General features: G+C 67.3%; 22 protein-coding genes. 11 read left to right on the top strand and 11 right to left on the bottom strand.

The features are described from left to right. Positions 1 to 1,185, bottom strand: a complete 1,185-nt coding sequence (locus GO606_RS10095) for an acetate/propionate family kinase (protein WP_169117372.1) — start codon at positions 1,183 to 1,185, stop codon at positions 1 to 3. Then, positions 1,182 to 2,594: a bifunctional enoyl-CoA hydratase/phosphate acetyltransferase gene (locus GO606_RS10090; RefSeq protein WP_169117373.1), complete on the bottom strand. Its 1,413-nt coding sequence runs from the start codon at positions 2,592 to 2,594 to the stop codon at positions 1,182 to 1,184. Before GO606_RS10090 ends, GO606_RS10095 begins: the two co-directional genes overlap by 4 nt. Before the next feature lie 195 nt (positions 2,595 to 2,789). Here GO606_RS10090 and glmU point away from each other — a divergent pair, with 195 nt between their 5' ends. From glmU to GO606_RS10055, 7 genes are all read left to right on the top strand, one after another. Further along, the gene (glmU, locus tag GO606_RS10085; RefSeq protein WP_169117374.1) at positions 2,790 to 4,157 is read left to right on the top strand and encodes a bifunctional UDP-N-acetylglucosamine diphosphorylase/glucosamine-1-phosphate N-acetyltransferase GlmU; all 1,368 of its coding nucleotides are present in this window, start codon (positions 2,790 to 2,792) and stop codon (positions 4,155 to 4,157) included. 2 nt (positions 4,158 to 4,159) lie between these two features. Beyond that, entirely contained in the window at positions 4,160 to 5,986 is a 1,827-nt protein-coding gene (glmS, locus tag GO606_RS10080) for a glutamine--fructose-6-phosphate transaminase (isomerizing) (RefSeq protein ID WP_169117375.1), read from the top strand. 186 nt (positions 5,987 to 6,172) lie between these two features. Beyond that, positions 6,173 to 6,814, top strand: coding sequence for a PRC-barrel domain-containing protein (locus GO606_RS10075; RefSeq protein WP_169117376.1), 642 nt, complete (start codon positions 6,173 to 6,175; stop codon positions 6,812 to 6,814). 73 nt (positions 6,815 to 6,887) lie between these two features. Continuing rightward, positions 6,888 to 7,106: a hypothetical protein gene (locus tag GO606_RS10070; RefSeq protein WP_169117377.1), complete on the top strand. Its 219-nt coding sequence runs from the start codon at positions 6,888 to 6,890 to the stop codon at positions 7,104 to 7,106. 188 nt (positions 7,107 to 7,294) lie between these two features. After that, complete coding sequence (locus tag GO606_RS10065) at positions 7,295 to 8,092, top strand: MlaA family lipoprotein (RefSeq protein WP_169117378.1); 798 nt, start codon at positions 7,295 to 7,297, stop codon at positions 8,090 to 8,092. Positions 8,093 to 8,151: 59 nt separating this feature from the next. After that, a complete protein-coding gene (locus GO606_RS10060) occupies positions 8,152 to 8,778 on the top strand; it encodes an MlaC/ttg2D family ABC transporter substrate-binding protein (RefSeq protein ID WP_169117379.1) in 627 nt (208 codons plus the stop codon). Between the two features lie 118 nt (positions 8,779 to 8,896). Further along, positions 8,897 to 9,220: a hypothetical protein gene (locus GO606_RS10055; protein WP_169117380.1), complete on the top strand. Its 324-nt coding sequence runs from the start codon at positions 8,897 to 8,899 to the stop codon at positions 9,218 to 9,220. Positions 9,221 to 9,350: 130 nt separating this feature from the next. Here the strand turns inward: GO606_RS10055 and GO606_RS10050 are convergent, their stop codons facing one another. After that, complete coding sequence (locus tag GO606_RS10050) at positions 9,351 to 10,238, bottom strand: LysR family transcriptional regulator (protein ID WP_169117381.1); 888 nt, start codon at positions 10,236 to 10,238, stop codon at positions 9,351 to 9,353. A 104-nt stretch (positions 10,239 to 10,342) separates the two neighbouring features. Between GO606_RS10050 and GO606_RS10045 the strand changes: the two genes are divergently transcribed. Then, positions 10,343 to 10,648 carry an HPF/RaiA family ribosome-associated protein gene (locus tag GO606_RS10045; protein ID WP_169117382.1) on the top strand — a complete coding sequence of 102 codons (306 nt, stop codon included), beginning with the start codon at positions 10,343 to 10,345 and terminating at the stop codon, positions 10,646 to 10,648. A gap of 76 nt (positions 10,649 to 10,724) precedes the next feature. Next, entirely contained in the window at positions 10,725 to 11,582 is an 858-nt protein-coding gene (locus tag GO606_RS10040) for a Tim44 domain-containing protein (protein ID WP_169117383.1), read from the top strand. Between the two features lie 55 nt (positions 11,583 to 11,637). On the opposite strand, the gene GO606_RS10035 is transcribed toward GO606_RS10040, so the two are convergent. The 3 genes from GO606_RS10035 to GO606_RS10025 form a co-directional block, all read right to left on the bottom strand. Next, positions 11,638 to 12,192 (bottom strand): hypothetical protein, encoded by a 555-nt coding sequence (locus GO606_RS10035; protein WP_246979473.1) that lies wholly within the window; start codon positions 12,190 to 12,192, stop codon positions 11,638 to 11,640. A gap of 166 nt (positions 12,193 to 12,358) precedes the next feature. Continuing rightward, positions 12,359 to 14,542, bottom strand: coding sequence for an acetate--CoA ligase family protein (locus tag GO606_RS10030; protein ID WP_169117384.1), 2,184 nt, complete (start codon positions 14,540 to 14,542; stop codon positions 12,359 to 12,361). Between the two features lies 1 nt (position 14,543). After that, positions 14,544 to 15,335, bottom strand: a complete 792-nt coding sequence (locus tag GO606_RS10025) for an enoyl-CoA hydratase/isomerase family protein (RefSeq protein ID WP_169117385.1) — start codon at positions 15,333 to 15,335, stop codon at positions 14,544 to 14,546. 274 nt (positions 15,336 to 15,609) lie between these two features. Here GO606_RS10025 and ycaO point away from each other — a divergent pair, with 274 nt between their 5' ends. Further along, a complete protein-coding gene (gene ycaO / locus GO606_RS10020) occupies positions 15,610 to 17,376 on the top strand; it encodes a 30S ribosomal protein S12 methylthiotransferase accessory factor YcaO (RefSeq protein WP_169117386.1) in 1,767 nt (588 codons plus the stop codon). A gap of 1 nt (position 17,377) precedes the next feature. Here the strand turns inward: ycaO and GO606_RS10015 are convergent, their stop codons facing one another. From GO606_RS10015 to GO606_RS09995, 5 genes are all read right to left on the bottom strand, one after another. Beyond that, positions 17,378 to 18,481, bottom strand: a complete 1,104-nt coding sequence (locus GO606_RS10015; RefSeq protein ID WP_169117387.1) for a dihydrolipoamide acetyltransferase family protein — start codon at positions 18,479 to 18,481, stop codon at positions 17,378 to 17,380. Then, on the bottom strand, positions 18,478 to 19,458 hold the full coding sequence (locus GO606_RS10010; protein ID WP_169117388.1) for an alpha-ketoacid dehydrogenase subunit beta: 981 nt from the start codon (positions 19,456 to 19,458) through the stop codon (positions 18,478 to 18,480). Before GO606_RS10010 ends, GO606_RS10015 begins: the two co-directional genes overlap by 4 nt. Beyond that, positions 19,451 to 20,539, bottom strand: a complete 1,089-nt coding sequence (pdhA, locus tag GO606_RS10005; protein WP_169117389.1) for a pyruvate dehydrogenase (acetyl-transferring) E1 component subunit alpha — start codon at positions 20,537 to 20,539, stop codon at positions 19,451 to 19,453. The genes GO606_RS10010 and pdhA overlap by 8 nt, the downstream gene beginning before the upstream one ends. Before the next feature lie 218 nt (positions 20,540 to 20,757). Then, positions 20,758 to 21,441 (bottom strand): response regulator, encoded by a 684-nt coding sequence (locus GO606_RS10000; RefSeq protein ID WP_169117390.1) that lies wholly within the window; start codon positions 21,439 to 21,441, stop codon positions 20,758 to 20,760. A 13-nt stretch (positions 21,442 to 21,454) separates the two neighbouring features. After that, positions 21,455 to 23,161: a sensor histidine kinase gene (locus GO606_RS09995; RefSeq protein ID WP_169117391.1), complete on the bottom strand. Its 1,707-nt coding sequence runs from the start codon at positions 23,159 to 23,161 to the stop codon at positions 21,455 to 21,457. A gap of 206 nt (positions 23,162 to 23,367) precedes the next feature. Here GO606_RS09995 and fumC point away from each other — a divergent pair, with 206 nt between their 5' ends. Continuing rightward, the gene (gene fumC, locus GO606_RS09990) at positions 23,368 to 24,768 is read left to right on the top strand and encodes a class II fumarate hydratase (RefSeq protein ID WP_169117425.1); all 1,401 of its coding nucleotides are present in this window, start codon (positions 23,368 to 23,370) and stop codon (positions 24,766 to 24,768) included. Positions 24,769 to 24,785: the final 17 nt, after the last annotated feature.

Below are 24,785 nucleotides of genomic sequence, written 5' to 3'. Positions count from 1 at the left end.
CTACAGTTTCAGCACTTCGGCCGTGTAGCGCGCGATCATCCGTTCCTCGTTCGTCGGTATGACTGCGACCGCGACGCGGCTGTCCGCGGCGTCGATGCGGGTGGCGTGGGCGGCGTTCGCCTGCGCATCGATTTTCACGCCGAGCCACGCCGATAGTTCCGCGACCTGCGTGCGCACCGGTGCGGCGTGTTCGCCGATGCCGCCGGTGAATACCAGCGCGTCGAGCCCGCCCGCCGCGGCTGCGAGCGAGCCGATCTCGCGCGCGATGCGATAGCAGAACAGGTCGACCGCTTCTTTCGCTTCGCGCGCCGGCGACGCCAGCAGCGTGCGCATGTCCTGGCTGATGCCGGACACGCCGAGCAGCCCGGATTCCTTGTACAGCAGGTTCGTCAGCGCCTTCGCGTCCATGTGCTGCTGTTCCATCAGGTACAGCAGCACGCCCGGATCGATACTGCCGGTGCGCGTGCCCATCATCAGGCCGTCGACGGCGGTGAAACCCATCGTCGAGGCGATGCTCCTGCCGTCGCGCAGCGCGCACATCGACGCACCGTTGCCCAGATGCGCAATCAACACCGCGCCGCTCGCGCGGGCGCCGATGACGTCGGGCAGCTGCCGAGCGACGTAGTCGTACGACAGGCCGTGGAAGCCGTAGCGCTTGACGCCGCGAGCGGTGATCGCTCGCGGCAGCGCGAACGCCTGCGCGAGCGCGGGTTGCGTGCGATGGAAAGCGGTGTCGAAGCAGCCGACCTGCGGAATGCCGGGCAACAGCACGGCCACTGCGCGCACGGCGCGCAGGTTGTGCGGCTGGTGCAACGGCGCGAGCGGCACGAAGCTGTCGAGGTCGCGCAGCACGAACTCGTTCAGCCGCACCGGCGCGCTGTGGAGTTCGCCGCCATGCACGATGCGGTGCCCCGCTGCGACGATGTCGAGCGTCGGGTTGTGCGCAGCGAGCCAGGAAAACAAGTGGTTGAGGGCGTCGCGATGTTGCTCGGCCTGTCCCCCGGCGGTATGCACCGGTTCGCGGTAGTGAAGGCCCGCGGCGTCCTGCGCGGACAGCATCGGCGTCGCGCCGATTCCCTCGATCTGCCCCGACAGCGCAGGCTTGGCGGCCAGTTCCGGTTCGGTCGCGTACAACGCGAACTTGACGCTGCTCGAGCCCGCGTTGATGACCAGGATCGCTTTCATGCGAGTCTCGCCTCGCGCTTCTTGTGCGCCATCAGTTGCACGATCGCGCACGACGCGGTGCGCGTCTCGGCGGTGTCGGCGCGGCTGGTCAGCACGATCGGCACGCGCGCGCCGAGCACGACGCCCGCCATCAGCGCGTTGGCGAGATATTCGAGCTGTTTCGCGACCATGTTGCCGGATTCGAGGTCGGGCACGACGAGGATGTCGGCGTTGCCGGCGACCAGCGAGTGGATGCCCTTGGTCTTGGCCGCGACGAGCGAGATCGCGTTGTCGAAGGCGAGCGGCCCGTCGAGCAGGCCGCCCCGGATCTGGCCGCGGTCGGCCATCTTGCACAGCGCCGCGGCGTCGATCGTCGAGCGCAGCTTCGAGGTCACCGTCTCGACCGCCGACAGGATCGCGACCTTCGGCTCGGCGAGCCCGAGAACGTGCGCGAGGTCGATCGCGTTCTGGACGATGTCGGCCTTGTCTTCGAGGGTCGGCTCGATGTTGATCGCCGCATCGGTGATCAGGAGCGGGTGCGGGTAAGTCGGCACGTCGGCGATGAAGACGTGGCTGACGCGGCGCGCAGTGCGCAATCCATCGACTTTCGACAGCACCGCGCTCATCAACTCGTCGGTGTGCAGCGAGCCTTTCATCAGCGCTTCGACGACGCCGTCGCGCGCAAGCCGGACGGCCGCTTCGGCGGCGGCGTGGCTGTGCGGGACATTGACGATGCGAAAACCTTTCAGATCCAGCCCTTCCTGTTCCGCGACGGCGCGGATCTTCGCCTCGGGGCCGACCAGCACCGGCACCACGAGTCCTGCCGCGGCGGCCTGCAGCGGGCCGCGCAGCGACTCCGCGTCGCACGGATGAGCCACCGCGATCGGGATCGGCGCGCGGCCGGCGGTGATCGACAACAGGTGGCCATAGCGCAGTTCGCGGTCGGAAATCGTCACTTCCGGCAGCATGATCCGCGGCCGCCTGACCTTTTCGGTTGGCGCCTGGACTTCGGCGACGCCGTCGATGACTTTCAGTCCGTCCTGGTTGAGCGCGAGGCAGTCGAAGACGATGTGGTGGTTGTGCTCGAACTTCTCGCGGCAGGTCACGGTGATCGTCAGCGTGTCGCCGATCGTGATCGGGCGCGAGAAATTCAGCCCCTGCGAAACATAGACGGTGCCGGGACCGGGGAACTCGGTGCCGAGGATGGTCGAGATCAGCGTGCTGCCCCACATGCTGTGGCCGACGATTTCGCGGAACTGGCTGGAGCGCGCGTATTCGGTATCGACGTGGGTCGGATTGACGTCGCCGGACATGATCGCGAACAGATGGATGTCATCCGGGCGCAGCGTGCGCACCAGCTCCGCGCGATCGCCTACCTGGATCTCGTCGAAGACGCGGTTCTGGATGAACTGGGGGGCGGCTTGCGTCATGATCGGTGCTGTCCTCTTGGCGGTGCAAAAGCGGAATTCTAGCGGGCGCGTTCAGGCGTCATGCGACATTCGCGATTATTGTTGGTGCGGTGCGGCAAAAATGCCGCATGCGGTATCCGCAACGCAGATGGTAGCCGGGCCGGGCGGGGCTGCGTGATAGAATCCGCGCGGTTTTTGACGCTTACCGGAGTGTTCATGGAAGTCGTGATTCTCGCCGCGGGGCAGGGCAAGCGAATGCGATCGGCATTGCCCAAGGTGCTGCAGCCGATTGCCGGCCGGCCGATGCTGGAGCATGTGATTGCCGCAGCGCAAACGCTGGAGGCCCGCCGCATCTGCGTCGTCCATGGCCACGGCGGCGAAGCGGTGCGGACGCGGCTGCAGCACGCCGGCGTGCAGTGGGCGCTGCAGGAGCCGCAGCTGGGCACCGGCCACGCGGTGCTGCAGGCCTTGCCGCATCTGACCGACGGCGACATGGCGCTGGTGCTGTATGGCGACGTGCCGCTGATCGGCGTGCCGACGCTGCGCCGGCTCGAAGCCACCGCGGGCGGCGAGCGCCTCGCGCTGCTGACGGTCGAACTCCCCGATCCGGCCGGCTACGGCCGCATCCTGCGCGATGCCGCGGGGCGCGTCGTGCGCATCGTTGAGGAAAAGGACGCGAGCGCCGACGAGCGCCGCGTGCGCGAGGTCAACACCGGCATCCTCGTCGCTCCGGTCGCGCGTCTGCGCGGCTGGCTCGAGCGGCTCGGCAACGACAATGCGCAGCGCGAGTACTACCTCACCGACATCATCGGCATGGCGGTCGCCGAAGGCGTCGAGGTCACCACCGTGCAGCCGGATGCGGTGTGGGAGACGCTCGGCGTCAACAGCAAGCCGCAGCTCGCCGAACTCGAACGCATCCACCAGCGCAACATCGCGACGCGGCTGATGGAGGACGGCGTCACGCTGTTCGACCCGGCGCGCATCGACGTGCGCGGCGAGATCAAATGCGGCCGCGACGTCGAGATCGACGTCAATTGCGTGTTCGAAGGCCGCGTCGAGCTCGCCGACGACGTGAAGATCGGCGCGAACTGCGTGATCCGCAACGCCCGCATCGGCGCAGGCTCCCGTCTCGCGCCGTTCTCGCACGTCGAGGACACCGTGACCGGGCGCGACTGCGCCATCGGGCCGTATGCGCGCACGCGCCCGGGCACGACGCTCGGCGACGGCGTTCATCTGGGCAACTTCGTCGAGGTCAAGAACAGCGCGATCGCGGACGACTCCAAGGCCAACCACCTTGCCTACATCGGCGACGCCGACATCGGCCGGCGCGTCAATGTCGGCGCGGGCACGATCACCTGCAACTACGATGGTGCGAACAAGTACCGCACGACGATCGAGGACGACGTCTTCATCGGCTCCGACACCCAGCTCGTCGCACCGGTGCGGGTCGGCCGCGGCGCGACGCTCGGGGCCGGGACGACCCTGACGAAGGATGCGCCCGAAGACCAGCTCACGGTGTCGCGCGCGAAACAGATCAGCATTCCCGGCTGGAAGCGGCCGGTCAAAAAACGGGCGGAAAAATAACCATGTGCGGCATCGTCACGGCAATCGCGACCGGCAACGTCGTCCCGGTCCTCCTCGAAGGCCTGCGCAAGCTCGAATACCGCGGCTACGACTCGGCCGGCCTCGCGGTGCTCGGCGACGGGCTGAAGCGCCTGCGTTCGACCGGCCGCGTCGCCGAACTGGCCGCGCTCGCCGGGTCGAACGAACTCCGGGCCACCGTCGGCATCGCCCACACGCGCTGGGCGACGCACGGCGTGCCGTCGGAGCGCAACGCGCATCCGCACATTTCCGGCGGGCTCGCGGTCGTGCATAACGGCATCATCGAGAACTTCGAGGCGATCAAGGAGATGCTCGAGGCGCGCGGCTACCATTTCGAATCCGAGACCGACACCGAAGCGATTGCCCATCTGGTCCACGCCAAGCTCGAATCGGGCGCGGACCTCTTCGAAGCGGTGCGTCTGGCGACGAACGAGCTCGTCGGCGCCTACGCGATCGGCGTCATCGCCGAAGCCGAGCCCGAGCGCGTCATCGTCGCCCGACGCGGCTCGCCGCTGCTGCTCGGCGTCGGTGAGAGCGGCATGTACGCCGCATCCGACACCGCGGCGCTGCTGCAAGTGACGCGCAACGTGATCTATCTCGAGGACGGCGACCTCGCCGAGCTGCGCGTCGGTGCTTATCGCATCGTCCGGCCCGACGGCACGCCGGTCGAGCGCGACGTGCACGTGTCGAGCCTGTCGGCCGACGCGGTCGAGCTCGGCCCGTACCGCCACTACATGCAGAAGGAAATCTTCGAGCAGCCGCAGGCGCTCGCGAACACGCTCGAGATCATCGCCGGCGGCGGTTCGATCAGCCCGCAGTTGTTCGGCAGCCAGGCCGCGGAGGTGTTTGGCGGCGTGCGCCGTGTGCTGGTGCTCGCGTGCGGCACGAGCTACCACGCCGGCCTCGTCGCGCGCTACTGGCTGGAGTCGGTCGCGAAGGTGCCGTGCACCGTCGAGATCGCGAGCGAATACCGCTACCGCGAATCGGTGCCGGACCCCGACACGCTGGTCGTCGTCATCTCGCAGTCCGGCGAGACCGCCGATACGCTGGCCGCGCTGAAGCACGCGAGGAGCCTCGGCATGACGCGCACGCTGGCGATCTGCAACGTGCCGGAGTCGGCGATCGTGCGCGAAGCCTGCTTGCGCTTCATCACCCGCGCCGGACCGGAGATCGGCGTCGCGTCGACGAAAGCGTTCACGACCCAGCTCGCTGCGCTCGCGCTGTTGACGCTCGCGCTCGCGAAGCTCGCCGGCCGCCTGCCCGAAGCCGAGGAGGCGCGCTACCTCATCGCGCTGCGCCACCTGCCGGTCGCAGTGCAGAAAGTGCTCGAACTCGAACCGCAGATCGAAGCCTGGGCGCAGCGCTTCGCGGCCAAGCATCACGCGCTGTTCCTCGGCCGCGGCCGCCACTGGCCGATCGCGATGGAAGGCGCGCTGAAGCTCAAGGAAATCTCGTACATCCACGCCGAAGCCTACGCCGCCGGCGAGCTCAAGCACGGCCCGCTCGCGCTCGTCGACCGCGACATGCCGGTCATCGCGATCGCGCCGGCCGACGAGCTGCTCGAAAAGCTGAAATCAAACCTGCAGGAAGTGCGCGCCCGCGGCGGCGAACTCTACGTCTTCGCCGACGCCGGCAGCGAGATCGCCGAATCCGCAGGCGTGCACATCCTGCCGATGCCCGAACACTACGGCATGCTGTCGCCGGTGCTGCACGTCGTGTCGCTGCAGCTGCTGTCGTACCACGCGGCGCTCGTCAAGGGCACGGACGTGGATAAACCGCGAAACCTCGCGAAGTCGGTGACGGTGGAGTGAGGGCTTCGAACGGGCGCTGTTCTGACCAGTTGAAGTCGAAAACCCGGCATTGAAGCTGAAACCGCTCCGCCGCGTTGCGGAGGCGGGAGCGGTTTTTGCAACGCTCGCCTCGGACCGGCGCCGAGCCCTGCGTAACCTGCGCAGGGTGGACCGGTCGGATCAAGAACCTTGACAGAGGAGAGTGACATGAACCCGATCTATCGCAAGTCGCTGATAGCCAGTGCGATTGCCGTATTCGTCGCCTCGCCCGTATGGGCGGAAGGCGATAAAACTTACAAGTCCTCCGAATCAGGGACGTCGCAGCAGATGCACCAGTCGGACAAGACCGGCGCGGCAGCCGGAACCGGAAGTACCGCCGCGGCCACCCAGCTGCAGAACATGACGCCGCGTGAGCTGGAAGGCAAGGATGTCGTCAGCCAGGCCGGCAAAGAGATCGGCTCCGTGAAGGAAGTGGTGCGCAGCCGTGACGAACGGAACATCCAGGTAGTAATTTCTGCCGGTGGCGTGATGGGGATGGGCGACAAGGAGGTCGCGGTGCCGCTCGATCAACTCAGTTACCGGGACGGCAAGCTGCACATCAGCGCCACCGAGGAGGAGCTGAAGGCGAAGCCCGAGTACCAATCGGAGCAGTATGTCGAGCTCGAACCGACAGACCGTCCGATCAGCGAATTTTCGGCGTTCGAAACGGACGAGTCGAAGTCACGCAGCGTGACACCGTCCTCGCCGGCCACCACCACGCCGGGCGCCGGCGACACCATGCGCAGCCCGTCGACTCCGGATGCGACGCGGGAGGACACCTCTCCGACCGATCGCGGGACGACCCGTTAAGCACAGGCATCGAGATCCGGATTCAGCGCACGCCGGTGCAGAGCCACGCCCGGCTTGCTCTTGAACCCGAGTCGTGACTTTCAGCAACGCAACGGCGGCCGGGCTTCTGTCCGGCCGCCGTTTTTGCGTCGGCGTTGCCGAGGACGGGCGGCGCCGTCGAACCACAAGGCAGGTGTTGGACTTCAGTTGGGTGTTTCCCGAGGCGGTCGACGGGCCGGCCGGGCGGCTTGCGGCCGGCCGCGACGACCGATGCCCGGTTCAGCTCACCAAACTCCCGCTGGCGCCGGGCTGAACGTTCAGCACTGAACGCTTAACGTTCAGAATTGAACGTCCGCATCATCCGTGCACTATCGTGCATCTCCTGGCTTTCCTACGCAATATATTGCTAATCAACGGCTTGCACGTTCTGGCATGTATCTGGCTGTGAGAAACCCGGCACCTTCCCCTTTGAAGTGATGAACGGAACAAGAAGAGATCAGCATGAGAGCATTCCACTCGCGGTCCCGGGCGTTTGCGCTGCTCATCGCCTGTGCGGTCCTGATCGCGGGCGGATGTGCGAGCGTGCCGCGCAACCCGGAGGATCCGCTCGAGCGCTACAACCAGGCGGTGTTCAGCTTCAACGAGCGGGTCGACAAGGCGGTGGCCCGGCCGCTCGCGACCGTCTACGACACGTTCGCGCCCACCCCCGTGCAGACCGGCGTGGGCAATTTCTTCGGCAATCTCGCGGATATCTGGATCGGCTTCAACAACATTCTCCAGGGCAAGGTCGGCGCCGGCTTGTCCGACTGGGCGCGTTTCCTCGTGAACTCGACGTTCGGAATTTTCGGACTGCTGGATGTCGCGTCCGAGCTGGAGCTGCAGAAGAACGACGAGGATTTCGGCCAGACGCTCGCCGTGTGGGGAGTGGGCGAAGGGCCGTATTTCATCGTGCCGTTTTTCGGCCCGAGCACATTGCGCGACGCGGCGGCGCTTCCGCTCGATGGCGCAGGCGATCCGGTGTGGCGGATGGCCCACGTCCCGACGCGCAACACGCTGGCCGGCCTGCGCATTGCCGACAAACGCGCGCGCCTGCTCGGGTTCGAGAAGACGCTCGACGAAGGCACGCTGGACAAATACACCTTTACCCGCAATTTCCATCTGCAGCAGCGCCGCGCCAAGGTGCACGACGGCAAGCCGCCGATGGAATACGAGGATTTCGAACCCGACGAGGAGGCATCGCTCGTGCCTGCCGCGACGCAACCCGCAAGTGACGAGCGCTCGGCTGCCGGGCGGCTCTGATTGACCCGCATGTCCGGAACGATTCCGCTCCCGGCCCTGCTCACGATGAGGTAATAAACATGAAATCGACTTTCTTGGCGCTGTACATCTCGGTTCTCTCGTTCCTGCCGAGCGGCGTTTCGGCCGGCGGGCCGGCTCCCGACCAGTTGATCGACAAGCTCTCCGGCGATGTGCTGGAAATCCTCCAGACCAACGAGTCGCTTCGCGCGGGCGAAACGACGCAGGTCGTCGGGCTCGTCGAACAGGTGGTGCTGCCGCACTTCAACTTCCGGCGAATGACGATGCTGGCAGTCGGGCGCGACTGGCGCGATGCGTCGCCCGAGCAGCAGAAGCGGCTGATGGACGCGTTCTACAACATGCTGGTGCGGACCTATTCGAATGCGCTGACGCAGTATCGCGACCAGACCGTCGAGGTTCGCCCGCTGCGCGCGAGTCCGTCGGACAAGATCGTCAAGGTCCAGACCGAGATCCGCCAGCCGGGAGGGCAGCCGGTGACCGTCGACTACGTCCTCGAGCAGCGCGCCGACGGCTGGAAGATCTTCGACATCGTCGTCACCGGCGTCAGTCTCGTGACGAATTATCGCGGGACGTTCTCGCAGCAGATACGCCTCGGCGGGATCGACGGCCTGATCCGCTCGCTCGAGGCCAAGGGGCAGGAGTTCACGCCACGGCCCGGGCAGTCCTGACCGCAGGTCGAGCGGGGGCCGCGGCATGCAGTGAGGAAACCTCCGCGTTCCCGGGCCCGTGCATTGCTACCAGTTCAACAGGCGACGTTTCCCGTCGCCCCTGTGCATGGAGAAAATCATGGAACAGAAGAACCAGCGTGGTCAGAACCAGGGCGAGCAGCAACAGCAGGACATCCAGAAGCAGCAGCCCGGCCAGGGCCAGGGCGGCCAGGGCGGTCAAAAGCAGCAGGAGCAAAGCCAGGGGACCCAGAAGCAGCCCGGCCAGGGCCAAGGCGGTCAGGGCGGTCAGCAACAGCACGAGCAGGGCCTGGGTACTCAGCGGCAACCCGGCCAAGGACAAGGCGGGCAGGGTGGCCACAGGCAGGAAGAGCAAAGCCAGGGCACCCAAAGGCAGCCCGGTCAAGGTCAAGGGCAGGGTGGTTCGAGCCGCGGCAACACCTGAACCCGGATGCAGTAGTCGCTGCGAGGCCGCGGTTGCGGCCTCGCTGTTGCGTCGCTGCCGCCGAACCGCCGGTGACGATTCCGATTCCGGGGGAAGCGGAATTGGAAGCGAACGTCTCAGGAATCGGATGTCAGACCCGCTCGGCGGGAAGCAGCAGTTTGCGCACCACCGGGTGTTCGACCTTGCGGTGCGCGAGGATTGCATAGAAATGTTCGACGACGTCCGGGCAGCGCCCGAGCAGCGTGAGTCCGCGTGCCCGCGGCAGTTCGTCGAACGACCATTCGGGTGCCGGGAAAGCGCCCAGCCCGCTTTCGCCGAAGGTGGCGAGGAGCGCGCTGTCCTCGAATTCTCCGACGATCTTCGGACGGATTGCATGCCGCGCGAGCCAGTCGTCGAGTCGCGCGCGGACCGCGGAGTGGGTCGTCGGCAGCAGCAGCGGCAAATGCGCGAGGCAGGCCGGGAAGTCGCCTTCGCGACCGTCGAGCAGCGTCGCCGGCGCATACCACGCGAGCGAAGCTTTTCCGAGGCGATGGCTGAACACCCTGAGGTTCGGATTCGTCGGTGCCGGGCGGTCGGCGAGCACGACGTCGAGCCGGTGACGGGCGAGGTCGGCGAGCAGATCGTCGAAGCTGCTTTCGTGACACAGCAGCCGCAGGCCGGGAGTCTGCACCGCCGGCTGCAGCAGGTGCCGTACCGCGAGCTTCGGCAGGCTGTCGGCGATGCCGACGCTGAGCCGGATGCCGGGCTCCGCGGCCGCTTCCCGCACCGCCTCCGGCAGCGCTTCGGCGAGCTGGAAAATCTGCTCGGCGTAGCGCACGGCGGTCGTGCCGGCTTCGGTGAGCTCGACGCCGCGGCCCGCGGAGCGGAAAAGAGCGTGTCCGAGCGAATGCTCGAGCTCCCGCACCTGCGTGCTGACGGTCTGAATCGCCATGTCGAGGCGCTCCGCGGCGCGCGCGATCCCGCCTTCCTTCGATGCGACCCAGAAATAGTAGAGATGGCGAAAGTTGATGGGATGCATCGTTGACTTCCTTTTTTACGAAGTGAAGCTACGCCAAATTAAGCTTCAAAGGAAGTTGGATGTGAACTATCGTCGTCCGGTCATCACCCAACTGGAGGATTGCGATGGAGGTGCAAATCGAATCCGGCCGCGCTGCCGGCATGCGGTTGAGGAACGCGATCGAGGCCCGGCTGCGCTTTGCGTTGCGCCGCCTGTCCTGGCTAGTTCCTCATGCGACCGTGCGCCTGTCCGACCTGGAGCGGGAGGCCGGAAGCCCGGACAAGCGCTGCGAGGTCAGGCTGAAGGTGGTCGGCACGCGGGATGTCGTGGTCAGCGCGATCGCGCGCGACTGGCTGCAGTCGATCGATGACGCATTGAAAGGCGCGGCGCGACGGCTCGAGCGGCAATACCGGCGCACGTACGCCGCATGACGGGCGATCGATCCGCCGCGAACGCGGATCGCGCCCTGCAGTTTTCCCGAATTCCACCCACAGGAGTGCCTGCTACATGAAACGCTTTTTCTTCACCCTTTTCGCCCTTGTGCTGAGCGTGGGCGTGACGCTGCCCGACGCCGAGGCAAAACGTCTCGGCAGCGGGAAATCCTTCGGCACCCAGCGTGATGCGACGACGCAGGCTCCGGCCGCGCCGATGGCCCGTAGCGCCGACACGGCCCCGAATGCCGCCGCGGCGGCGGGGCAGGCCGCGAAGAAGAACAGCTGGATGGGTCCGCTGGCCGGCCTTGCCGCAGGCCTCGGTCTCGCGGCGCTCGCTTCGCATCTGGGCATGGGCGAAGGACTTGCGAACATCCTGATGATCGCGCTGCTGGCGATGGCCGCCTTCGCCGTCTTCCGTCTCGTGATGCGCAAACGCTCGACAGCGCCGGCGATGCAGTACGCCGGAGCGGGGGCGGGCGGCGGCACGGTCGCGATGCCCGCCCAGGCTTCAGGGGCACCGGCTGTGGCGGCGGCTGCGCATTCCGGCGCCGGCATGCTTCCGGCGGGTTTCGATGCGGAGGCCTTCGTGCGTCAGGCGAAGCTCAACTTCGTGCGGCTGCAGGCGGCGAACGACGCGCGCAACCTCGACGACCTGCGCGAGTTCGTCACGCCCGAGATGTTTGCGGAACTGCAAATGCAGATCCAGGAGCGCGGCGACGCCGTCCAGCGCACCGAAGTGGTCGACCTGCATGCCGACGTCATCGGCTACGCCGAGGAGGCGCAGCGTCACCTCGTCAGCGTGCGTTTCCACGGCCTGATCCGCGAAGAAGCGGGGGCGGCGCCGGCCGAGTTCGACGAACGGTGGCATCTCGCGAAAGCCCTCGACGGCAGCCGCGGCTGGGTCGTCGCCGGCATCCAGCAGTCGCATTGACAGGACTCGGGCGCGCGAGCGAGTTCCCTCTGCAGGCCGTGCAGGACGAAACTCTTCAAGCCTTGCGTTTGCGCGACGCGAAAGGACGGCGCCATTGACCGGGGCGCTTGTCCGGACGCTTGTCGTCGTCCACGGTCTTGGGTTTCGGCACCAGCATGTTCTTGCCCGCGCCTTGTCCGGCGCTGCGGTGCGCGAGGATCGCTTGCGCCAGTTGCTCCCCGGTGAGCACGATCGGGGCGTGTTTCCCCGCGGGCTCGTACGCCGAGAGCTTTTCCCGCACGCTGAAGATGCGTTCTGCCGTTTCGGCTTTTCTCGGCTGGCCGGCCATGATCTTCTGCGCGTCCGGCGTCAGCGTGAAGCGGCCGTCCACCTCATTGATCAGGCCGTGTGTCGAGAGGCGGTGAAAAGCGTCGCCCAGTTTCGTTTCGGAAGGAATGGAGCCCTGGATCAGATCGGCCGCGGCCATGATTTCGGCGAGTTCGGCCGGCCGTCGTTTCGAAGACAGGGCCAGGGCGAGCAAGAGGAGCGCATCAACATCGTGGACGGGGTGCATCGAATAACCTTTGAAAACCTGCGGAAGAAAAACTGTCCGGCGCAGGGCGCCGAACATGTACGGGGGGCGAACAGGCCGGCAGTGCGATGGGCCCCCTCCGGAGGGTGGGAGTGTAAGGGCTTGCGCCGCAATACCAAGCTCCGGCTCGCGATTTGGCGTCGGTCCTCGTCACGCCCGGGGTTTGCGGCGCAGCGCCGCGCCTCGGTGAAGGCCGCCCGCGTCGTCAGGCATCGTCCTTCGGGTTCAGCACGGCCTGGTTGACGATCACGCGTGCGTCGACGATCGCGTAGCCGTCCTCGTAGAGGATCACCGGGTTGAGATCGAGCTCGGCGAGTTGCGGATACGCGGCGACGATGCTCGACACTTTCAGCAGCAGGTCGACGAGCGCTTCCTTGTCGACGGCCGCTTCGCCGCGCGCGCCCTCGAGGATCCGGCGCGCCCGGATCTGATCGACCATCGAGCGGGCGGCATAACGCGACAGCGGAATCGCGCGGAAAGCGACGTCTTCGAGGATCTCGACGAAGATGCCGCCGAGGCCGAACATCAGCACCGGGCCGAAGATCGGGTCGCGGCTGACGCCGATGATGACTTCGATACCCTTGCGCGCCATCGGCGTGACGAGCACGCCCTTGATGTCGGCGGCGGGTTTGTACGCATGGCAGGAGCCGATGATCTGGTCGAAGGCTTCGCGCAAGGCCGCCTTGCCGCGCAGGTTCAGCCTGACGCCGCCGGCGTCAGACTTGTGCAGGATGTCCTTCGACACGACTTTCATCACGAGCGGCCGGTCGCCGAAGCGGGCGGCGACGTCGTCGAGCTCGTCGACAGCGTGGACCAGCGCTTCGGCCGGCACGGCGACGCCGTGCGCCCGCAACAGCGTCTTGGCTTCGAACTCGAACAGGTCGCGGGCCTCCGCCTGGGCGGCGGCGAAGATCGCCAGTGTCGCGTCGTTCGGCATCATTGCCGGCAGCGGCGCCTGGTTTGCGGCATCCCTGAGATACACGCCGCGTTCGCCGAGCGCCGCGAGGACGCGCACCGCGTATTCGATCGACGTGTACACCGGCAGGCCGGCTTCGTGCAGGCGGCGCAGCGCTGGCGGTTTGACCGGCGTGTACAGGCTATACACGACGACCGGCTTGTCGATCCGGCGCGCGAGCTCGATCATCGACTCGGCGCCGCGCATTTCGCCGCCGAGCAGGTCCTCCGCGAAACGGATGTGGTAGCCGCCGAACATGCCGACGAGGAACACCGCGTCGACGTTGTCGTCGTCGGCGACGATCGCCATGCACTCCGCGAGCAGCGCAGGGTTGGCGTCGCTGCTGCCGGCCACGTCCACCGGGTTCACCAGCGAAGCCTGCGGCAGCAGGATCGCGCCGAGGCGCTTTTTCGTCGCCTCGCCCAGTTCCGCGAGCTCCAGCCCTGCTTCGACGAGGCGGTCGGAGGCGATCGTCGCCTGGCCGCCGCCGTCCGAGACCACCGCCACGCGCTTGCCCGGCGCCTGCTGCAACAGGCCCAGCCCTTCGGCGACCGGCAGGATCTCGTTCGAATGCTGCACGACGCTGACGCCGACCTGGCGCAGCAGGTCGACGGTCATCGCGTAGCTGCCGGCGAGCGCGCCGGTATGGGAACTCGCCGCCTTCTTGCCCTGCTCGGTCGCGCCCGATTTGTACACGACGACGGGCTTGACGGCAGTGATCTCGCGCGCGTTGTGCAGGAAGCGCTGGCCGTCGCGGAAGCCTTCGACATAGAAGGTCGCGACCCGCGTGTCGGGATCCTCGCCGAGGTAGCGCAGATAGTCGTTGAAGCCGATATCGGTCTGGTTGCCCGGGCCGACATAGGTGCTGAAACCGACATGACCGTTGTGCTCGGCTTCGAGCACCAGCGACAGCAGCATGTTGCCGGACTGCGAGATGAAGCCGATGTTGCCCGGCTTGACGTTCGCCAGTGCGAGCAGATTGACCTTCTTGTGCAGGTTGAACATGCCCGAGGTGTTGGGCCCGATGATGCGCACGCCGCCTTCGCGTGCCGCGGCCAGCACCTGCTGTTCGAGCCGCGCGCCGGCCGGGCCGGTCTCGCGGAAACCGCTCGCGAGGATGGCCGCGCCCTTAACGCCTTTCCGGCCGCAATCGGCGACGAGGCCCGGCACTGTCGCCGCCGGCGTGCAGATCAGCGCGAGGTCGACCGGGCCGGGGATGTCGTCGAGCGTCGCGTAGGTCCTGACGCCGAGCACATTGTCCACTTTCGGGTTGATCGGGTAGATCGCGCCCGGGTAGCCATCCTTGATCAGCCCGACCATCGCCTTGTAGCCGCGCTTGGTGGGGTCGGTCGAGGCGCCGATGATCGCGATCGAGCCGGGGGCGAGGAAATCGTGCAGCGGGCTGGTTCTGGGCAACGGCGGGGCGAGCTCCATGTCATTCTCCCCGGAAAACCGGCGCGCGCTTTTCGGCGAAGGCGTCCACGCCCTCCTGCCAGTCGCGCGTCGTGCCGACGAACATCATCCCTTCGAGTTCGGCGGTCAAGGCGGCGTCCAGCGTGCGCTCGGCCGCCATGTTCAGCTGCTCCTTCGCGAGCTGCATCGAGAACGGCGCTTTGCCCGCGAGCCGGTGCGCGAAGTCGCGCGCGGCGTCGAGGAAGCCTTCGTCGGGCAGCGCGCGGTTCGCGAGCCCGATGCGCACGGCTTCCGCACCGCCGATGCGCTCGCCGAGGAATACCAGCTCGCGCGCTTTCGCCAGCCCGACCAGGCGCGGCAGCAGGTAGGTGACGCCGCCGCCGAGGAAGTTGCCGATCGAGATTTCCGGCAGGCCGATCTGCGCGCTTTCGGCCATCAGCACGAAGTCCGAAGCGATCGCCATCTCGGCTCCGGCGCCGAGCGCGAAGCCGTTGACCGCGGCGATCACCGGCTTGCCGAGCTGCAGCAGCCGCCTGCACACTTTCTGCTCGCCCTGCAGGTACTGGCGGCGCTCGAACGGCGTGCGGCCCGCCTGGTGTTCCTTGAGGTCGGCGCCGACGCAGAACGCGCGGCCTTCGCCGGTGAGCAGCACGACGCGCGCCTCCCGGTCGGCTTCGGCGCGGCTCAGCGCCGCGTTGAGTTCGTCATACAGCTGCCGGGTCACGGCGTTGAGCCGCTGCGGGCGGTTCAGCCGGATTTCGGCGATGCCGTCCTTCATGTCGTAGAGGATCGTCTCGTTCGTCTCGTAATTCATGCTTGTCCCTCATGCAGGTTGGGGGCTCGAAGCGCCGGTTGGGCGCAGCGCGTCCCGCTCGGTCGCCGCGGCGATTATCGGCCCTTGCCGGCAGGCGCCAAAAACGGACGGCGGGCGGCCCGGATCGGCTTTTCATTGTAGAGCGTCGCCAGGCACGCCAGAATGCGGGGCCTTCGCCCTCCGCGACGCCGGGCCCGCTCCCGCCGCAATCTCTTCCGGGCGGCGCACGCGGCTTTTCTTCTCCTTGTCACGCAGCCCTCAGCAGGACGTACCCATGCAATCAGAAAGCTTCATCGCGGGCAAGGATGCCTCGCTCGAATCCTCGATCGGCACGATGCAGGCCCGGCTCGAAGCCGCCGGTTTCCACATCGAGGAGCGCTCGTGGCTCAACCCGGTCGATGGCGTCTGGTCGGTGCATGTGCGCGACCGCGACTGCCCGCTGATGTTCACGAACGGCAAGGGCGCCTCGAAACTCGCGGCGCTCGCCAGTGCGCTCGGCGAGTATTTCGAGCGCCTGTCGTGCAACTACTTCTGGAACCACTACTACCTCGGCGAACAGTATGCCGAACGCGCCCTGGCCGAAGGAGGGCGCGGTTTCGTGCATTACCCGCAGGAGCGGTGGTTCGAGCACGGCGCCGACGGCCAATGGCCGGCAGCGCTGCTGACGCCGGCGCTGCAGAAGTTCTACAACCCGAACGGCAGCATCCACGCGGCTGCGCTCGTCGACTTCAATTCCGGCAACGCCGAGCGCGGCATCTGCGCGATTCCGTACGTGCGCCTGCGCGACGATGCGGTCGTCCATTTCCCGGTCAACATCATCGGCAACCTCTACGTCAGCAACGGCATGTCCGCGGGCAACACGCCGGCCGAGGCGCGCACGCAGGCGCTGTCGGAAATCTTCGAGCGCCACATCAAGTTCCGCATCATCAGCGAAGGGCTGTGCCTGCCCGACGTGCCGGAGGAAGTCATCGCGCGCTATCCGCGCATCGCCGCCGGCATTGCCGGGCTGCGCGCGGCCGGCTTCGGCATTCTCGTCAAGGACGCCTCGCTCGGCGGGCAATACCCGGTGATGAACGTCACGCTGCTGCATCCGCACGACCAGGGCTGCTTCTCGAGCTTCGGCGCCCACCCGCGCTTCGAGATCGCGCTCGAGCGGGCGCTCACCGAACTGCTGCAGGGGCGCGCGCTCGACGCGCTCGGCGGCTTCCCCGAGCCCGGCTTCGACCTCGACGAAATCGCCAGCGCGCCGAACATCGAGATCCACTTCGTCGATTCGAGCGGCATCATCAGCTGGAACTTCCTCGGCACGCAGCCGGATTTCGCGTTCCACGACTGGAACTTCGGCACCACGACCGCCGAGGACTACGCGTGGCTCGTCGACCGTCTGCACGCCGACGGGCGCGACATCTACGTCGCCGATTTCACGCATCTCGGCGTTTACGCCTGCCGGATTCTCGTCCCCGGCATGTCGGAGATCTACCCGATCGACGAGCTGGAGTTCGAGAACAACAGCGTCGCCAACGACATCCGCGAAGCGATCCTGCACCTGCCCGAGCTCGACGACGATGAATGCGGCGACCTCCTCGACACGCTCAACGACAGCGGTCTCGCCGACGAGCGCCTGGTCGCGGCGCTGATCGGGCTGGCGCCGGGCGACGACGCGTTCTGGCAGGATCTGCGCGTCGGCGAGCTGAAGACGCTGCTGGCGCTCGCGGTCGGCGACGAGGACGCGATCGCCGAAGGCTGTGAGTGGATCCGCCATTTCGGCCAGATCGACGCCACGCGGCGCCGCGTCTACCGTTGCGTCGAGTGCCTGCTCAAGCTCGACGAGGACAGCAGCGACAGCGACGGCGGGCGTTACGCGTCCGCGCTGCACAGCCTCTATGGCGCCGACACGCTGCGCCAGGCCAACGCGCTGCTCGACGGCGAACTGCGCTTTTTCGGCCAGCCCGCGCTCGGGCTGAACCTCGACGGCAGCGACATGCACCAGCGCCTGCTTGCCGCTTACGGCAAGCTGCACGGCAACGCGCCGGCGTCCTGATTCACTCCGGCAGCGCGAGGTCCGCGATCACCGCGGCGAGGAACCGCGCCGCTTCGCCGCCGGTCACGACACGGTGGTCGAACGTGAGGCTCAGCGGCAGCACGCGGCGCACGGCCGGTGCGCCGTCGATCGCGAGCACCTGCTGGTGCACGCGGCCGGCGCCGAGGATTGCGACGGTCGGCGGCATGACGATCGGCGCCGCGTATTTGCCGGCGATCATGCCGAAGTTCGACAGCGTGATGGTGTTGCCGCGCAGCTCGTCGGCCGGGATCTTGCGCGCGATGACGTCGGCGCGCATCCGGTCCAGGCCGCGGCGCAGGTCGTTGGCGTCGCGGTTCGCGACGTCGCGCAACACCGGCACGAACAGCCCTTCCGCGAGGTCGATCGCGATGCCGACGTCGATCTTCGCGAGCACGCGGCGTCCCATGGTGTGGCTCTCGTACCACGCGTTGAGCGCCGGCTCGGCGCGGCAGCCCGCGACCAGTGCGCGCACGAGGCGGATCGTGACGTCGCTGTCCGGCAGCCACGCGTCGATGTCCGCGTCATCGACGACTGTCGCTCCCGCCACTTCGCTCTGCGCGAGCGTCATGTTGCGGGCCATCGCGCGCCGCACGCCGCGCAGGATCTCCGGCGGTCCGACATCCGCGAGGATCTTCGCGACGCGCTGCACGTCCGCCGTCGTGATCAGGCCGTCCGGCCCGGACGGGGTGACCATCGCCAGCTCGACGTTGAGCTGGCGCGCGAGGGCGCGCACCGCCGGCGTCGCCTTGATCGCCGCCGCGCCGCCGCCGACGGGTGCCGGCGCTTCCTGCGCGAGCTGGTGGCCGACCTGCACTTCACCGACCACGGTGCCGGCGTCGCTGTCTTCGGCGGTGCCGGCAAAGCCGACCAGCGGCGCGCCGACATGCACGATCTGTCCCGGCTGTCCGAACAGCTTCTCGATGCGGCCCGAATGCGGCGAAGGAATCTCGACGATCGCCTTGGCCGTCTCCACCGACAGCAGCGGCCGGTCGGCCTCGATCTCGTCGCCGGCCGCAACGTGCCATTCGACGATCTCCGCTTCCTGCAGGCCTTCGCCCAAGTCGGGCAGTTTGAAGATCTTCATGCGCCCTCCAGCGTCTTGTGGACTGCCGCGACGATGCGTTCGACACTCGGCAGGTACTGGTATTCGAGGCGCGCCAGCGGCACGACCGTGTCGTATCCGGTGACGCGTCGCACCGGCGCGAGCAAGGTGTAGAGGCCTTCTTCGGCGAGGTTGGCAGCGATTTCAGCGCCGAAACCGGCCGTGCGCGCGGCTTCGTGGACGATCACGCAGCGCCCGGTGCGACCCACCGATTCGAGTATCGTCGCCATGTCGAGCGGCTTGAGCGTCGCCACGTCGATGACCTCGGCCATGATCCCCTGCTGCGCCAGCGCGTCAGCTGCGGCCTGCGTCTCATGCACCATCGCGCCCCAGCTGACCAGCGTCACGTCGCTGCCCGAGCGCAGCGTGAAGCACACGTCGAGCGGCAGCGCTTCGCCGTCGTCGGCAACTTCCTGCTTGAACAGGCGGTACAGCCGCGTCGGTTCGAGAAAGATCACTGGATCGGGGTCGCGTATCGCCGCCAGCAGCAGGCCGTAGGCGCGCGACGGCGACGACGGGATCACGACGCGCAGCCCGGGCACGTGGGCAAACAGCGCTTCCGGGCTTTCCGAGTGGTGTTCGGGCGCGTGGATGCCGGCGCCGCACGGCGAGCGCAGCACCAGCGGGCACGACAGCCTGCCGCGCGTGCGGTTTCGCAGGCGCGACGCGTGGTTGATGAGGTGATCGAGCGTCGGGTAGATGAAGCCCGAGAACTGGATCTCCGCCACCGGCTTGAGCCCCATCGCGGCCATGCCGATGGCGGTGCCGGCGATCGCGGTTTCGGCCAGCGGCGTATCGACCACGCGCGCGGCGCCGAAGCGCTGCAGCAGCCCCGCGGTGGCGCGGAAGACGCCGCCGTTGACGCCGATGTCTTCCCCGAGCAGCACGACCGCCGGATCCTGCGCCAGTTCGTACGCCAGCGCGTGGTTGATCGCTTCGACCAGATTGAGTTCAGCCATGGCCGCCTCCCTCGTGCGGTGCGAACCGCAGTGCCATGTCGCGCTGTTCGTGCAGCGCCGTCGGCAGCGTGCGGTACAGGTGATCGAACATGGCTTCGGGGGTCGGCGGCGGCGTCGCGAGATACGTCTCGACCGCCGCATTGACCGCTTCGGTGCATTCCCGGACGAGTTGTTCTTCCCGCTGCGGATCCCACGCGTTGAGCCGCACGAGGTGGTTGCGCAGGCGCACGACCGGTTCGAACGTCCAGTGCTCCTGCACCACTGCCGGGTCGCGGTAACGGCTCGCATCATCGGCGGTGGTGTGGTCACCGAGGCGGTAGCTGAGCGCCTCGATCAGGCTCGGGCCGCCGCCGCTGCGCGCTTTCTCGATCGCCTGCCGCGCCGCGTGGTGCACGGCGACGATGTCGTTGCCGTCCACCTGGCAGCCTTCGATCCCGGCCGCGATCGCCTTTTGCGCCAGCGTCTGCGCGGCGGTCTGCATGCTGCGCGGAACGGAGATCGCCCACTGGTTGTTGTTGACGATCACGACCAGCGGCGCTTTCCACACCGCGCCGAAGTTCAGCGCTTCGTAGAAGTCGCCTTTCGATGTGCCGCCGTCGCCGAGAAAGCACACCGCGACGCGCGCTTCCCCGCGCAACTGGAACGCATAGGCCGCGCCAGCCGCGTGGCAGACCTGCGTCGCGATCGGCACGCAGATCGGAAAATCGTCGCGCGGCCCGGCGAAATCGCTGCCGCGCTCGTCGCCGCCCCAGTAGAGCAGGCTTTCGGCCATCGTGACGCCGCGCATCAGCTGCGCCGCGTGGTCGCGGTACGACGGCACCAGCACGTCCTCGGCGCGCATCGCGGCTGCGACGCCGATGCCGATCGCTTCCTGGCCGAGCGCCGACGCGAACGTGCCAAGCTTGCCGGTGCGCTGCAGCGCGATCGCCTTGGTGTCGAAAGTGCGCGTCAGGACCATCGCGCGGTACAGGGGAATCAGTTTTTCCGGATCGAGCGCGAAATCCGGCAAGGGCTGGGTCGCTTCGCCCCGCGGATCGAGGAAGCGCGTGTAGTCGACCTGGAACCGACCGATGGTAGTCATCGCAAGCTCCTTGTTTCCTGTCAGTCTAGACCACCGCACGCGGGATGCAGACTGACTGACGCTCTAACTGCATCGGAATATTCCGGCTCCCGCCACGGATCGGTGTCTTTGCTTGACCGGCGGAAACGGCAATGACACGTCGCTGCGGTATCCGGCTTATGGACACCGCGGTCCATCCCGCCGTTCCCGAATGTGCGCGGCCGCGCCGAGGGCGGAACTTACTGGTCGGCCGCGCCGAGCCCGTGTTCCTTGGCGTACACGTAAAGTTCGAGCCGGCCGTGCAGTTCGAGCTTGTGGTAGATCACGGTGAGGTGGTTGCGCAGCGTGTGTTCGCTGATGCCGAGGCCTTCTGCGATGATCAGGCTTTTTGCGCCCCGATGCCGGACCACCGCGGCGATCACTTCATGTTCCTTCGGCGTCAGGCTGGCGATCCTGACGCTGTGCTCGTCGTCGGCCGGGCGGGCGCCGGTCAGTATGTCCATGATGTCGCCGATCAGCGCGCGGTTGACCCAGACGTCGCCCTCGTGGACTTTCTCGATCGCGCGCAACAGCACGTCCACCGGTTCTTCCTTCCTGACGACTCCGCGTGCGCCGGCCAGCACCGCGCGGCGATGCACATCGAGATCGCGTGCGCCGGTGAGCACCAGGATGCGGGCGTTGATGGTCCGTTGCAGGTTGGCCAGCGAGGTGCTGGAGTCGAGGCCGCCCAGGTCGAGATCGAGCACGATCACGTCGGCCTCGCGGCTTTCGGGCGACGAGAGCAGCTCTGCCATGCTGGTGGCGCTGCCGACCAGGCGCATGCGGCCGGCAGCGCTGTCGATCAGCCGCTCGAGCCCCCACAGCGTGGCGCGGTGGTCATCCACGAGGAATACGCGGATCGGACTTTCGGTGGTTACTACCATGATTCGTCCCTGCTCATGAAGTCTTGGGGATGGAGATGATTAGATCAGTGAAACCGGGTCGCTGAAGGTCGACTTCTGCACATCCGTACAGAGATCGCGCGCGTTCCACGATCGCGCGCGGCACGAACGGTGCGGGTGGAGCCGCCGCCTCGCCGTGCGCGTTGCTGATTCGCAGAACATACGTGTCGGCCTGCACGCCGAGTTCGATATCGGCACGCACGGCGTTGGTGTGCCGGCGGATGTTGGTGAGCGCTTCGCTGACGATGGGGAAGATCGCGCTGGCGAGCTTGCGGCTGATCGGCAGATCGTCCGGACAGCTCACCGACACGGCAATGCCGAAAAGCTCGGAAAAGCGTTTGGCCTGCCGGCGCAGCGCGAGACCGATGGTGTCGTCGGCCCCGCTCGCGCTGCTGCGCATGCCGGTCACCAGTTCGCGCAGTTCATGTAGTTCGGATATCGCGACGTCCTTCAGGGCGAGGATGTCGCCGTGCAGCGGATTGTCATGGGCGGTCTTGCGTGCCAGCGCCTCGATCCCATACTTGAGCCCCAGGTAGGGCTGGATTGCGGTGTCATGGAGATCGCGGCCGATGCGGGCGCGTTCGGCCGCCATCGCGGCTTCGGTCAGTCGCTCCAGCAGGCCCGCGTTTTCGATGACCGGTGCGAGCTGCTCCATCACCCCGTACAGAAGGTCGGCGTCGCGGGCGCGGTAGCGCCGGTGCCGCGACTCGAGCAGCAGCCGGCAGGGGTGCGGCGCACGGCGGCAAATCGGCATCGCGATTATCGACTGTGCGTCAAGCAGTTCGGCGAGGTGTTCGGCGGCGGGCCGTGCTGCGCTGCTCGGCGATTTGGTTTCGAGGTGGAAGCCGCTGTGATAACGGAGCGGAAAGCGGCCGAACAGGTGCCCGAGATGATGCACGACAGCGACGTCGGACGGCAGGCGGCCCAGCGACTCGACCAGGCTGGCGTGCAGCTCGCCCGATAATTCGCTGACTTTGCCGCTGGCGTTGCAATGAAACAGCCGCGGCTCGCTGTCGGGGAGCCACAGCAGAATCAAGCCCAGATCGGCTTCGAAATGGCGCGTGAGCGCGCGCAGCATCGTCTCCGCGACCCGCTGCACGCCCAGGCGCGGGTCCACCTGCCCGAGCAGGCGATCGGCGACCGTCAGCTGCTCGTTCATCTGCACGCCGGCTCGCGCGAGGCCGGCCACCAGCGGGCCGAGCACGAGGACCGACAGCGGCTGCAGCATCGCGCCCTGCCACGGGAGGTTGCCGTACCGGTCGTGGAGGATCAGCTGGGCTGCCGCGACCGCCGCGGCGAACAGCGAAACCAGCAGGCCGGAAACGAAGCCGAAGCTCAGCGACGCGAACAGAACCGGAAAGAGCAGCAGCAGGATGAACAGGCTGCTTTGCGCCTCGGCGAGCCAGGCGAAGAGCAGGATCCAGGCCGCATCGACCCACGGCGTGAGGCGCGGCAGAATCGGGCGACTGCCGCGGGTTTCCGCCCAGCACAACCAACTGGCATACGCGGCATAGCCGAGGACCGCGAGCGCGGCCGGCGTGCGTCCCGCGCCCGAGAGCGAGATGGCTTCCGTTTCGGCAACGATCGCCACGAGAACGCGAATGTTCGCCAGAATCCGCCGAAGCTCGGGGTTCAGGTGCAGGCCGACGTTCCCAACGCCAGGCGGGAGCGTCGCCGCCGAGGTGGCGTTGCTGTTGTCCATCGTTGGAGTTCTCCCTTCGGTCGGTGGCGCTTTGCGCGCATCTGTCAGGAGCAATTGCCCCTCTGCCGAATGTCAGGATATTAAGACATCCGGTCGTTGCATATCCTTACAAATACCACAATTGGGCAGCGAGCCTGTGTTTGGGGAATCCCCGCCGGCAGCGCGCGTCAAATTGGCTGGGGCCGCGAGACGGCCGGGAGACGATGATGAATGCCACGCGTACCGAAACCGATTCGATGGGACCTGTCGAAGTGGCGGCGGACCGTTACTGGGGAGCCCAGACCGAACGCTCGGTGGCGCATTTCCCGATCGGTACCGAGCGCTTCCGCTGGGGACGGGCGATGATCCGTGCGCTGGGCATCCTGAAGAAGGCGGCGGCCCGGGCGAATGCGGAACTCGGCGAGTTGGCCCCGGAAGTCGCGGTGCTGATCGAGCGCGCCGCGGACGAGGTCATCGACGGCACGCTCGACGCACACTTCCCGCTGGTCGTGTTCCAGACCGGTTCCGGTACGCAGTCGAACATGAACGCGAACGAGGTCATCGCGAACCGCGCGATCGAGCTGGCCGGCGGCGAGCTGGGTTCAAAGCGCCCGGTGCATCCGAACGACCACGTGAACCGCGGCCAGTCGTCGAACGACACTTTTCCCACCGCGATGCATATCGCGGCGGTCGAGCAGCTGCACGATCGCCTGCTGCCGGCGGTGGCGCGGCTGCGCGGCACGCTCGCCGACAAGGCGAAGGAGTTCAGCGACGTCGTCAAGACCGGACGCACGCACCTGCAGGATGCGACGCCGATCACGCTCGGGCAGGAGATCGGGGCGTGGGTCGCACAGATCGATTTCGGCATCGCGGCAGTCGGGGGCGCGCTGCCGGGGCTGTACGACCTGGCGATCGGCGGCACCGCAGTCGGCACCGGGCTCAACGCGCATCCGCGCTTCGGCGACCGCGCGGCGGCGGAGATCGCCGCGCTCACCGGCCGCCCGTTCCGCAGTGCGCCGGACCGCTTCTTCGCGCTGGCTGCGCACGACGCGCTGGTACAGGCGTCGGCGGCGATGCGCACGCTCGCCGGCGGTCTGATGAAGATGGCGAACGACGTGCGCTGGCTCGCGAGCGGGCCGCGCTGCGGCATCGGCGAACTGACGATCCCCGAGAACGAGCCGGGGTCGTCGATCATGCCGGGCAAGGTCAACCCGACGCAGTGCGAGGCGCTGACGATGGTGTGCGTGCAGGTGTTCGGCAACGACGCGGCGGTCGCCTTCGCCGGCACGCAGGGGAACTTCCAGCTGAATGTCTACAAGCCGGTGATGGCGCACAACGTGCTGGAGAGCATCGCGCTGCTCGCCGACAGCTGTGACGCGTTCGAGGCGCACTGCGCGCGCGGCCTGCTGCCGAACCTGCCGCGCATCCGCGAGAATCTCGAAAAGAACCTGATGCTGGTGACGGCGCTGAACCGCCAGATCGGTTACGACCGTGCCGCCGAGATCGCGAAGAAGGCGCACCAGGGAGGCCTGTCGCTGCGCGAGGCGGCGCTCGCGTCGGGCTACGTCGGCGCCGAGGAGTTCGATCTGTGGGTCGACCCGGAGGCGATGACGCGGCCGGGTGCCTGATACCCCTTGTTCGGGGC

The sequence above is a fragment of the Aromatoleum anaerobium genome (genome assembly GCF_012910705.2).
In the GTDB taxonomy this organism is placed as follows: domain Bacteria; phylum Pseudomonadota; class Gammaproteobacteria; order Burkholderiales; family Rhodocyclaceae; genus Aromatoleum; species Aromatoleum anaerobium.
The sequence above is the reverse complement of the archived record's forward strand: the minus strand, read 5'-3'. Positions and strand labels throughout refer to the sequence as shown.